The sequence below is a fragment of the uncultured Algibacter sp. genome, from assembly GCF_947490405.1.
Classification (GTDB): Bacteria; Bacteroidota; Bacteroidia; order Flavobacteriales; family Flavobacteriaceae; genus Algibacter_B.
Map to the genome: position 1 here is coordinate 372,792 of NZ_CANLGU010000002.1, position 13,003 is coordinate 385,794.

Sequence of the window (13,003 nt, forward strand, 5' to 3'; positions counted from 1 at the left end):
AATAACCGATTAAAATTTTGGTACTGTTAGATATTTGCAGTGTCGAATCTATGCTGGACTTGTTTCAGTAACTCATGAGTGAAACGACTAATAAGAAAAATTAAAAAGATCCTGAAACGAGTTCAGGACAAGGTATTAACTGTTTAACGAAAAAATTTAAAATTATGAACACGCTTAGAAACAAAGTACAGTTGATTGGTAACTTAGGAAACGATCCAGAAATCATCAATCTAGAATCAGGAAAAACATTAGCTAAATTTAACATTGCTACTAATGAAAGTTACACTAACAATAACGGTGAAAAAATAACAAATACACAATGGCACAATGTAGTTGCTTGGGGTAAAACTGCTCAAATAATAGAGAAGTATGTAACCAAAGGCAAAGAGGTTGCCATTGAGGGAAAGTTAACATCTAGAAGCTATGATGATAAAGATGGTAACAAGCGCTACATCACAGAAATTGTATGTGGAGAATTATTGATGCTAGGAAAATAAACCTTTTTTTATCCAAAAACTGAATGAAGGAAACTTGTGAATTACAGGTTTCCTTTTTTTATGTTATCTATATTAAAATACCCTCCCTTGTTTACTTTTCTATCTAAAGATTGACGTATGATAAGATGCGCTACATTAATCATATTTCTTAATTCGCAAAGTGATGTAGTAATTTTTGATTCTCGGTACAAATCTTCAACCTCTTCATAAATTAAATCTAAATGTTTAATAGCACGTTTTAAGCGTTTATTGCTTCTTACTATTCCAACATAATCACGCATCAAAGCTTGTAATTGCTTTAAGTTATGTTGAATTAAAATATGCTCTTTGGTGATAATTGTACCTTCATCATTCCAATCAGGGATTTCAATATCGGCATCTTTATGCTTTGTCTTGGACAAATGTTTAAAAATATTATGAGCATAAACCAGTGCTTCTAAGAGGGAATTAGATGCTAGTCTATTAGCTCCATGTAAACCTGTTCTCGAACATTCTCCACAAGCAAATAAATCTTTAATAGTAGTTTTTCCTTTTTTATCAACCTCAATACCGCCACATAAATAATGAGATGCTGGCACCACAGGAATCCAATCTTCTTTAATATCTATATGTTGTTCTAAACACTTATTATAGATATTTGGAAAATGCTTGATAAACGCCTCCATATCTAAATGGGTACAATCTAGATATACATGAGATTCTCCAGATTTTTTTAATTCGCTATCGATACTTTGAGATACAATGTCTCTGGATGCTAATTCGGCACGTTCATCATAATCTGGCATAAATCGGTGTCCTTCAGTGTTTCTTAGATAAGCACCAAAACCTCTTACAGCTTCAGAAATTAAAAACGAAGATTCGCCTTTAGCATCATACAAAGCCGTTGGATGAAACTGAACAAACTCCATGTCCTTAATTCGAGCCTTAGCTCTGTATGCCATGGCAATGCCATCACCTGTTGCAATAACAGGGTTTGTGGTATGCCCATAAACACAGCCAATTCCACCTGAAGCAAGTAACGTGTAATTTGCTTTAATTGTAAATATTTCACCAGATTTTTGATTAAAAACATAAGCCCCAAAACACTTAAGTTCTAGAGAATCATAATCCTTTACATGATGATTTGTAATTAAATCAATAGCAAAATGATGTGGCAAAATCGAAATATTTTCTAATTGATGTGCCTTATTTAATAAAGCACGTTCAATTTCGTAACCTGTAATATCCTTATGATGAACTATACGGTATTCTGAATGACCGCCTTCTTTTCCTAAGTCAAATTTCCCTGCATCATTCACATCAAAATTAGCACCCCAAAGCAAAAGCTCCTTCAACCTATCAGGACCTTCTTTTACAACCATTTTTACAACATCTTCATCACAAAGTTCGTCACCAGCAATCAGCGTATCTTTAATATGCTTTTTAAAAGAATCCTCTTCTTTATCTAAAACGATGGCAACTCCTCCCTGAGCGTATTTAGTGTTAGATTCGTCTTCATTTGCTTTAGTAACAATAACAATGTTTCTATCAGGAAATTTTTCTGCAATTTTAACAGCAAATGTTAAGCCAGCAACTCCAGAACCTATAACTAAATAATCTGTAGTCATAGCTATTTAGAGAGTTCAAGCATACGCTCAATAGGTAGTAAAGCGCGCTCAATTATTTCAGGATCAACTTCTATTTGAGGTGATTCATTCAGCATACAATCATATAATTTTTGTAGTGTATTCATTTTCATAAAATGACACTCACTACAAGCACAAGTATTATCTTCCTTAGCTGGGGCTGGGACTAATTCTGTATTTGGCATTTCTTGCTTCATCTTGTGCAAGATACCTGCTTCTGTAGCCACAATAAATTTTTGATCCTGATGTTTCTTTACATAATTTATCATACCTGAAGTTGAACCAATATATGTTGCTGTATCTAAGATATGTGTTTCAGATTCTGGATGTGCAATAATTTTATAGTCAGGATATTTTTTATGAAGTTGGATTAGTTTTTCCATGGAAAACGCTTCATGCACAATACAGCTACCGTCCCACAACACCATGTCTCTTCCTGTTTCGTTGATAATATACTGGCCTAAGTTTTTATCTGGAGCAAAAATGATAGGCGTCTCTTTAGGTATAGAGTTTACAATTTTTAAAGCGTTTGAAGACGTACAAACAATATCGCTTAATGCTTTAATTTCCGCAGAACAATTTACATAAGTTATCACCACATGATTTGGATGTGCCTTAGTGAATTTTTCAAAAGCTTCTGGCGGACAAGAATCGGCCAGAGAACATCCAGCATTTAAGTCTGGCAGTACAACTGTTTTATCTGGACTTAAAATTTTAGCCGTTTCAGCCATAAAATGCACGCCTGCAAATACAATCATGTCTGCATCCGTTTCAGCTGCTTTTTGAGATAAGCCCAAACTATCTCCAACATAATCCGCTATATCTTGTATCTCACCAACTTGATAATAGTGTGCTAAAATAATCGCGTTTTTTTCTTTTTTAAGACGTTGAATTTCTTTTACTAAATCCATTTGGTTTATGAGAATAATTATGAAATATAAAATAACTAGTGTTTACCACTGATTATGTTACAAATATCTTAATTAAAACCTGTAGTGAAATATGAAATCATTAAAAAAAAACATCTAATAAGAAACTTACAGTTTTTTATTTAAATCATTAAACTATTACTAATCAAAAGCTTGAATAATTCTGAAAAATAAAACTGATTTTTTCAGTAATCCTAATAATTTTAAGCCATAACTGTTAAAACATGAAGTTCTGTTTGCATAGCATCTAAACTGAATTTGCAATTTTCAAGTTCTTTTAAAACAGTTGTTTTTATATCCCCAAAACTATGTTGAATTTCTTTAAACAGATTTTGGTAATAGGCTATTCCAATAGCCATATTATTCATAAAAGTTTTAAGATATTTTTTCTCTTTTTGGTTTAAAGAAGGTTTTGTTTCATTAAGCTTATTTTTGAGAAAATCCATATAGATATGGAGTTCTTTAATAAACATATTTGGACGGTCTGTACGCGATATCATATTATCTCTACCATAAATGTGGTCTGTAATATTTTGCAGACTCATAACTTTAGAATAATAAGCCATATTAGGGCCAGGGCAAACAGAAACCCCATTACCTTCAACTTTAGTATCCAAATCATATTTTAATAATGCTGATGTACCAAGCCCAACACATGTGCAGGATTTATCTGTAATTTTATTAACTTCTTTTTGATATAATTCTGGTGTTAAATCCATTTCATCCAAAGCTTTCATTTTTAAATATTGAAATTCTCTGGATGCCGTACAAATGCCTTTATCTTTAAACTCTTTATTTAGAGCTACAAATTTTTTGGGACAAGAACTCCCAGGTCTATTTTTATCAATTAGCATTTGTTTTTCAACATCTTTAGTATTTCCTTTTAAACTGTTAAACGGAATTCCCAACGGAGAAACATCGCTTAAATACAAATCTTTTTCCTCTGCTTTAGCTAATTTTCTTAGTGTTTTATAGTCTACTGTTGTTGCTTCTGGAACCAGTAAAAAAGGGCTGCCCCAGCCTACAGAATCCAAATTGTAATGCTTTAATAAAAAGGCATGCTCTTCTTGTGTTCCAACACCACCCTGAGCAGTAATTTCGAATGATAATGGTAACTCAGGAACACTTCGCTTTTGATTTAAAAGTTCCTTATTTAAAATACTCAGGGTGGCTTTCTGCAACTCATCACGCTTTTCATTAAACTCTGCTAGAACTGGCCCTAGTAAAAATCCATCTGTTGCAAAAGCGTGTCCGCCACAGTTTAATCCAGATTCTATTCTATATTCAGACACCCACAATCCTTTTTTTGCTAGAAATCGACCTTGAATAAGTGCTGATCTATAATCGCTTACTTTTAAAATAATGCGTTTGTTAAAAACACCTTTTTCATCTGGAAAAAAATCATCAAATTGAGATATATAACTATATAATCTAGGATTCATCCCAGCCGACAACACTACAGCAGAATTTAATTTACTTTGAGCAAAACCACGTAATGCTGCATGCGCATCATTATACTCTACAGGTAATTTTTTGTCTTTTTTATAATTATCCTTGTCTACTTTAGTCATAATATTAACGTCAATAGCACCTTTAACCAAGTTTTTAGACACCCAAGACTTGATTTTGTTAAGACTAAATACGTTTGATATTAATACTTTAAAATCTGTTTTAAGCTTTGAATTGTCTGGAAGCATATTAATATATGCCACCAGATCACTGTAGTTTTTTGAACTTATATGCGCTTTCATAGACTTGAATTTCTTCTCTGTCAAATCATTCATTAAGTTTAAATAAGATGTGATTCTTTTGGCTCTAAAATCTTCGATTTTTTCACTAATTTCTTGGTAAGGTATCTCAAACTTTTCACTATACATTTTTCTTAATTTTTCTAGCAAAATATCATCTACCAAAGAAATAACAGAATCCATACCGTACTGCGCTACTTTTAAAGGCGTGTCTATAGTGAAACCAATTCCCATTACAGGAATATGAAAAGAATGAGGTTTTTTCATTGTTATAAATATTAATTCGTAAAAGTAAGATGGTGTTAAAAAGGATTACATGACTTATATCATATAACCTATAAATTTATATATGTGGATTGAAATGGCTTATTTTGAAATTGAGATATCATTAAAAAAATCAAGCTATAAAAGCTTTTTTTATTAAATATTCACAATCATAATTAGTCAAACCATAAAAATTGATAAATATTCAAAAAAGACTGTGTGTTTCATGTAAGCTTCACTATTTTTATGGTTCATTTTCAACAGAAAGATTTTATGTCCGTAGAGCCAAAATTAACCAGATTCAACCAAACTGTATTGTCAAAATATAATATCTATAATAGTATATTCATGACACTACCCTTTGATGCAGTAACTAAAACGGGGGTTTTACTTCCGTTATTTCATGAAACGTGCGAAAAAGGTTTTAATAAGGGAGATGACCCAACCACTATAGTAAATACATTTTTTGAAAAATATCAAGGAAGACGAAACAAGGAAAGTCAAATAAATCTTCTTTTTAGATTTATTCAGTATATAGAAAGGCAGGTGGTTTTATTTGATGCCATTGAAGATGCCGCATTCCCTATTGTAAATAATATGGATGGTGTTGGTACATTAAGAAACCTAAAAGGTAATGCAAGGTCTGAAGGTAAACTAGAAGAACTTAAAGCATTTCTTGAGGAATTCAAAGTACGTATAGTATTAACAGCACACCCAACGCAATTTTACCCAGGTTCTGTTTTAGGTATTATTACAAAACTTACCGAGGCTATTAAGCAAAATGACCTTGCTGAGATTAATAATCTATTTGGTCAATTAGGAAAAACACCATTTTTTAAGCACAAAAAACCAACACCTTATCAGGAAGCAAAAAGCCTAATGTGGTACCTTGAGAATGTGTTTTATAAGACGTTTGGTGATATATATAATTATATTCAAACTAATATTTATGATGATGGTGAAAAACACAACGACATTATAAATATTGGATTCTGGCCAGGTGGCGATCGTGATGGAAATCCATTTGTTAAACCAGAAACCACTTTAAAAGTTGCAAAAAAGTTAAAAAAATCAATCCTTAAAAAGTACTATCAAGATTTAAGAGATTTAAGAAAAAAGTTAACGTTTAGAGGTGTTGAAGATCGTGTTATTCGTCTTGAAACCATTATGTATGATTACAGTATCAACTTAAAATCTAAAAAGGCTATAACAGCTAAAGAACTTAGAACAGAGCTTTTAAGTATCAGAGATGTTATTGTTGATCAGCACCAATCATTATATGTAAATGAGGTTAATAATTTGATAAATAGAGTACATCTTTTTGATTATCGATTTGCCTCGCTTGATATAAGACAAGATAGTAGAATACACCACAACGTATTTACTACGGTTATAGATTCATTAATCGCAACAGGAAAGTCATCTTTTCCAGATAATTATCATGATTTATCTGAAGCTGAACAAATTGAAATATTATCAAAAGCTACTGATGATGTTGGTGATCTAGATGCTTTTGACGATGAAATGGTTAGAAATACTCTGAAAACCATAGCCATTATAAAAGATATTCAAAAAAGCAACGGAGAGCGAGGTGCGAACCGATATATTATTAGTAACAATCAAACGGCTTTAAACGTGATGCAGTTATTTGCCATGTTAAAAATAGTTGCTTTTAAAGACGAATTAACGGTTGATGTTGCACCTTTATTTGAAACAATTCCTGATTTAGAGAATGCACCAGGAGTCATGGAACAATTGTATAAAAATCCAGAATATATAGCACATTTAAGAGCTAGAGGAAGTAAGCAACATATTATGCTTGGATTCTCAGACGGAACTAAAGATGGTGGATATTTAATGGCTAACTGGGGTATTTATAAAGCCAAAGAACAGCTTACAGAAATGTCTAGAAAATATGATGTAACTGTAATATTTTTTGATGGTCGTGGTGGACCTCCAGCACGTGGTGGCGGAAAAACACATAACTTCTATTCTTCTTTAGGTCCAACTATTGAGGATAAGGAAGTACAAATAACTATTCAAGGTCAAACGGTGAGTTCTAATTTTGGAACTAACGATTCTTCACAGTATAACCTAGAACAACTTATTAGTTCTGGTATTAAAAATAGAATTGATGGCGAAAAGAATCGTTTATCTGATGAAGATAGAACGGTAATGACGGATTTAGCTGAAACAAGTTATCAAACATACAAAGACTTTAAAAGTCATGCTATGTTTATACCTTACTTGGAACGCATGAGTACTTTAAAATATTATGCCAAGACCAATATTGGTAGTAGACCATCAAAGCGAGGAAAATCAGATAAGTTAGTGTTTTCTGACTTAAGAGCAATTCCTTTTGTTGGATCTTGGAGTCAGTTAAAGCAAAATGTACCTGGTTTTTATGGTGTAGGAACTGCGCTAAAAGTTTATGAAGACAATGACGAATGGTATAAAGTAGAGCAACTTTATAACAACTCTAAATTCTTTAAAACGTTACTTGAGAATAGTATGATGTCTTTAACAAAATCATTTTTTGATTTAACAAAATACATGTCTAAAGACGAAGAGTTTGGTGCGTTTTGGAATATTATTTTCGAAGAATATCAAATTACCAAAAGGTTGTTATTAAAACTAACAGGTTATGATGAGTTAATGGAGAATGAACCTTCAGGAAAAGCTTCTATTGAAGTTAGAGAATCTATAGTTTTACCTTTATTAACCATACAGCAATATGCTCTTAAAAAGGTTCAAGAATTAGAAAAAGCTGGTGTACCTAATGATGATCCAGAAAAGTTGATTTTTGAAAAGATTGTTACACGATCATTATTTGGTAATATTAATGCTAGTCGTAATTCGGCTTAAAAAAATAATTCAAGTACTAAAAAAGCCTTCACTTAATAAGTGAAGGCTTTTTTTATATGTCAATATAATGAAGTATGAGACAAACTTTTTCGTTATAAAATCTCTCACCTTATAGTATGGTGTCTTTTCTTGCTTTCATCAAAAGTCTCTTCTTTGGCATCTTAAAATAATTATATACTTCAAAAAGTCGTTTCTTAAAACATTTAAACTATGTTAAAACAAACTTTTAATTTTTTTAAAACAGCTGGGAATAATCATTCAATATTATCCTTCTTAATTTTGTTATTATTAATACCTTTTGAAGGGCTAACAAATAATAAATTTAGTTTCAATTTTTATTCCATATTCATAATATCAATTATGAATATGAGCTGAAAAAAGAGGCCTTGCTTAAAGCAAGGCCTCTTTTTTGTACACTAAATAATAAATATATATTTTAATTGTTAGTGTTCATTCATTCGGAAATCAGCATAAGCAGACATTCCATGTTCATGAGCATCTAATCCTTCCAACTCTTCTCTTTCAGAAACTCTGATGCCTACTGTTTTCTTCATGACAAAGAATATGATGAATGCAGAAGGGATACATATTGCAGCATAAGATAACACACCAACTAATTGGCTAATAAACTGGTCAACTCCAGCTAAAGCTCCGAAGATTCCAACTGCTAAAGTTCCCCAAATACCACAAATTAAGTGTACTGCAATAGCACCAACAGGGTCATCTAATTTAACAGCATCAATAAAAGCAACAGCAAAAACAATTAATGCTCCTGCTATAGCACCAATGGCTATGGCGTTTTCTGGACTCATTTGATCAGCTCCGGCTGTGATACCTACTAAACCTCCTAATATACCGTTTAGAAACATAGTTAAGTCTAAATTCTTATACTTTAAAAATGATACTAATGCAGAAACTACACCACCTGCAGCAGCAGCTAAACACGTAGTTACTAATGTTAACGAAGTTAATTCTGGATCAGCAGAAAGTACTGAACCTCCATTAAAACCAAACCATCCTAACCATAATATTAAAACACCAGCAGTAGCCAAAGGAATGCTGTGTCCTGGAATAGCTTGTGGCTTACCATCTTTGAATTTCCCAATTCTTGATCCTAATAACCAAACAGCAACTAAAGCAGCCCAACCTCCTACAGAGTGAACTAAAGTTGAACCTGCAAAATCATAAAAAGGTGTTTCTCTCATATCTAAAAATCCGCCACCCCATTTCCATGAACCAGCAAGTGGGTATATAATACCTACATAAATTACTGTAAACATCATAAATGGACCAATTTTCATACGTTCTGCAACAGCACCAGATACTATTGTAGCTGCAGTAGCTGCAAACATGCCTTGGAATAAGAAATCTGTCCACCATGTGTAACCACCATCTGCATATTCAGGAGTCATCCCATTTTCTGGTGGAGCAATTCCAAATCCAGCGAAGTCAAAAAATCCTGCAGAACCTTCTTCAAATCCTGGATACATTAAATTAAATCCTATTAGGTAATATAGTAACAACCCAACTGTAATGATAAATATATTTTTAAATAATATGTTGATTGTGTTTTTTTGCCTTGTTAGTCCAATCTCTAAAAACGCAAATCCTGTATGCATAAAGAAAACTAGTGCAGTACAGATCATCATCCATACGTTATTTGCTGTAAATAATCCTTCCATTGTAATTCTAATTAGTTAGTATTTTATTTTAGGGTGTCTCCACCTTTTTCTCCTGTTCTTATTCTGTAACACTCATCAATATCAGAAACGAATATTTTACCATCTCCAACTTCACCAGTTGCAGCAGATTTTAAAAGAGCATTGATTGTTTTTTCTGCAAAGTCATCGTTAACAACTATTGAAAGGTAGCGTCTTTGAATATCGCTAGTGCTATAAGATACACCTCTATATACATGTCCTTCTTTTTCATTTCCTAATCCTGTAACATCCCAGTAAGAAAAGAAATTAACACCTACCTCGTGCAGGGCTTCTTTTACCACACGGTATTTGGATTTTCTAATGATTGCTTCAATTTTCTTCATAATATGCCTTGATTTTTAATTTGTGATTTTTCAAAAATAGAAAATTATTAAAGCGACTGAGAATAATGTCCTATTAATAAAAAAATATTATTAGTTCTTTAAAAAACACACAAAAAGGGTGCTTTTTTTTTATCAAAAGCACCCTTTTTTATCAAACTAACTAATTTAAAACGAGCCGTTTTTATTAATCTTCAATTTCTCTTTGTCTCTTACCTGGATAAGCTAAAGCACCATGCTCAGAAAGATCTAATCCTTCAATTTCTACTTTTTCACTAACTCTTAATCCTAGAGTTTTCTTAAGTATTGTTAAGAAGATAAAAGATGTAACTACTGCCCATAAAGCATAAGCTAATGCACCTATTAATTGCGCTAAGAACTGATCAGCTCCACCACCATTGAATAAACCAATACCAGCATCACCATCTATACCCCAAAGACCAATTACAATTGTTCCCCAGAATCCAGCAACACCATGTACAGAAAATGCACCAACTGCATCGTCAATTTTAAGTTTTTGCTCAACAAACTCCATAGCAAATACAACGATAATACCACCGATAAAACCAGCTATTATAGCACCACCTTCACTCATGTTACCACAACCAGCAGTAATACTTACTAAACCAGCCAAAGCACCATTTAACGTCATATCTAAATTTGGTTTCTTGTATTTAAACCATGTTAGGAATAATGCACCTAAAGCACCTGCAGAAGCAGCTAAATTTGTTACAAGAACTACCATAGAAGCTCCAGTAGCATCATCGCCACCCCAAGCTAATTGAGAACCACCATTAAATCCAAACCATCCGAACCAAAGGATGAATACACCCAAAGTTGCTAATAATTTGTTATGTCCAGGTATAGAAACAGCTTTACCATCAATATATTTACCTAAACGAGGTCCTACTAAAAAAGCAGCAATTAATGCAGCCCAACCACCTACAGCGTGTACAATTGAAGACCCAGCAAAATCGATAAACTCAGCAGGCATAATACCATCTGTATTGTTTAACCATCCACCGTTCCATTCCCATCCACCAGCTATTGGGTAAATAAAAGCAGTTAACACTAATGAAAATATTAAGTATGTTGAATATTTTGTTCTACCAGCAATAGCTCCTGAAACAATAGTAGCTGTAGTAGCACAGAATACAGTTTGGAAGAATAAATCAGCTGGACCTTGATTAAACATTACACCTCCCCAGTGAAGCCATCCACCAGCAACATCGGTTCCATACATTAAAGAGTAACCTATAAACCAGAATACTAATGAACCTACCGCAATGTCTAATACATTTTTCATCGCGATGTTTACAACGTTTTTAGAACGTGTCATACCAGACTCAACTAATGTGAATCCTGCTTGCATTAAGAATACTAAGATACCTGAAATAAGCATCCATAGCATTCCCATATCGCCTTCAATAGCGGCGGTGTCTTGCATTATAAGGGGCATGTTTAAAATAGACATAATAAATAATTTTAAGGGTTAGTTAATAGAGAAAGACAAGTTCTCTGGTTTGCAGAGAAACTTGTCTTATTCTCTTTTTATATTTTTCTTCTTCTTTTAGAAAGAGTAGATAGCAGCAATTAAAAAAGAGCTTAAGCTATTTGTTAATTCACCATCGCTATCTGTAAAAGGCTCGAAATCATTATTCCAAGAATCTAGTCTAATTTCAGGTTTGATAGTTAGGTTTTCTATAGCATAACTACCTGTAAGTGTTAATCCAAGTACACTTGGAATATCGTCTACATCTTTAGCATGACCTCCAAACATCTCGCCTCTTAGACCAACAGAAAAAGCATCTGAAGCTGCTAGTTGTGGGTATAGAGCAACACCGTAGAATCCAGCATCATCTTTAGTTTGGTAAGCACCATTGATACCTAAAAAGAAATCATCGGATAAATCGAACCCTCCTGTATAATCAACCTCAAAACCTAAGCCAGCATCATCATACAAAAAGTTAAGAAATTGACCTGCATATCCTAATTGTGCTCCTAAAGCATAGCTTCCATTAGGGTTAAACTCAGTTAAATCAGTTCCATTCATAACCGCTAGCATTAAACTTAAATCATCTCCTAAAGCAAAGTCAGCTTTTAATCCAGTATGTGAAAAAGGACCATTGGTAAATAAGTATGAAGTGCTGTAGTTAAAATTACCTGTTGGAGAAATCACCTCATATCCTAAAAAGGTATTAAAGTTACCAACTGTTAATGTTACAGACTCACTTACATTCCAATATGCATATAATTGATTTATGATATTTCCTGTTGCAGAATATTGTGGTGAGTTGAATATAGCGTCTGTACCTCTTGGGCCGACAACTAAATCAGCAACAAAACCAGTTTTTTCTCCTTCGTAACCAATAATCACATTTGCCATACCAAGTGCAAAACCTGGTAATTGTGCAAATGATGTGCCTGGTGATTGAGTTCCAACACCATTATTGTTTGGCACATTTATGTTTGCTCTGTAATAAGCATCAACACTACCACTAATACTTAATTTTTTTTCTGTTGCTTCTTCTTGAGCAAATAACGCTGTTGCTACAAAAAGCATTGAAAGTGTAATAATTTTTTTCATCATTGTTTTATTTTTAAGTTATTTAATTTTTTAGATCTGAACTGTTGATTAGTTTTCTTTTTAAGTTTAAATTTTTAGATCTAATTTTCCTTAAGAACGGGGCTAAACTATGTCAAAAACTTTTAAACCCCATAAAAAATAGGGTTGATTAGTCTATTTTTATCAATATTCTAATTTTAACCCTATTTTTTTAAGGGTATTCATCAAAATAATTCATTTTTTGTTTTTTTAACAATAAGAATTATTGAATTATTGTCAGTATTTTCTAAAAAACAATGCCGTTATTTTCAATTATTTCAAGTTTCATTAGAAGAAATTCACATATACCTATTTATTAACAAAAAATTAAGGTTTGAATATTTATTAAAAAAGTCGTGTAATATTGATATATAATTATTTTTATAACCCGATGACTTCTAAAATCGAAATAATGAAATACACCGTATT

General features: G+C 32.5%; 9 protein-coding genes. 2 read left to right on the plus strand and 7 right to left on the minus strand.

Features of this window, described 5'->3' with window-relative positions; all coding sequences use genetic code 11:
- Positions 1 to 164: 164 nt before the first annotated feature.
- Positions 165 to 497 carry a single-stranded DNA-binding protein gene (gene ssb, locus Q0772_RS05620; protein WP_298341237.1) on the plus strand — a complete coding sequence of 111 codons (333 nt, stop codon included), beginning with the start codon at positions 165 to 167 and terminating at the stop codon, positions 495 to 497.
- A gap of 41 nt (positions 498 to 538) precedes the next feature.
- On the opposite strand, the gene nadB is transcribed toward ssb, so the two are convergent.
- From nadB to Q0772_RS05635, 3 genes are all read right to left on the minus strand, one after another.
- Positions 539 to 2,104, minus strand: a complete 1,566-nt coding sequence (gene nadB / locus Q0772_RS05625) for an L-aspartate oxidase (RefSeq protein ID WP_298341239.1) — start codon at positions 2,102 to 2,104, stop codon at positions 539 to 541.
- Between the two features lie 2 nt (positions 2,105 to 2,106).
- Positions 2,107 to 3,033: a quinolinate synthase NadA gene (gene nadA, locus Q0772_RS05630; protein WP_298341241.1), complete on the minus strand. Its 927-nt coding sequence runs from the start codon at positions 3,031 to 3,033 to the stop codon at positions 2,107 to 2,109.
- 221 nt (positions 3,034 to 3,254) lie between these two features.
- On the minus strand, positions 3,255 to 5,066 hold the full coding sequence (locus tag Q0772_RS05635) for a hypothetical protein (protein WP_298341243.1): 1,812 nt from the start codon (positions 5,064 to 5,066) through the stop codon (positions 3,255 to 3,257).
- 270 nt (positions 5,067 to 5,336) lie between these two features.
- Here Q0772_RS05635 and Q0772_RS05640 point away from each other — a divergent pair, with 270 nt between their 5' ends.
- Positions 5,337 to 7,928 carry a phosphoenolpyruvate carboxylase gene (locus tag Q0772_RS05640; protein WP_298341246.1) on the plus strand — a complete coding sequence of 864 codons (2,592 nt, stop codon included), beginning with the start codon at positions 5,337 to 5,339 and terminating at the stop codon, positions 7,926 to 7,928.
- Between the two features lie 443 nt (positions 7,929 to 8,371).
- Here Q0772_RS05640 and amt read toward each other — a convergent pair whose 3' ends face one another.
- The 4 genes from amt to Q0772_RS05660 form a co-directional block, all read right to left on the minus strand.
- Complete coding sequence (amt, locus tag Q0772_RS05645; protein ID WP_298341247.1) at positions 8,372 to 9,610, minus strand: ammonium transporter; 1,239 nt, start codon at positions 9,608 to 9,610, stop codon at positions 8,372 to 8,374.
- 23 nt (positions 9,611 to 9,633) lie between these two features.
- Positions 9,634 to 9,972 carry a P-II family nitrogen regulator gene (locus Q0772_RS05650; RefSeq protein ID WP_298341248.1) on the minus strand — a complete coding sequence of 113 codons (339 nt, stop codon included), beginning with the start codon at positions 9,970 to 9,972 and terminating at the stop codon, positions 9,634 to 9,636.
- 184 nt (positions 9,973 to 10,156) lie between these two features.
- Positions 10,157 to 11,443, minus strand: a complete 1,287-nt coding sequence (locus Q0772_RS05655) for an ammonium transporter (RefSeq protein ID WP_298341250.1) — start codon at positions 11,441 to 11,443, stop codon at positions 10,157 to 10,159.
- 96 nt (positions 11,444 to 11,539) lie between these two features.
- Positions 11,540 to 12,556, minus strand: coding sequence for an outer membrane beta-barrel protein (locus Q0772_RS05660; RefSeq protein WP_298342423.1), 1,017 nt, complete (start codon positions 12,554 to 12,556; stop codon positions 11,540 to 11,542).
- Positions 12,557 to 13,003: the final 447 nt, after the last annotated feature.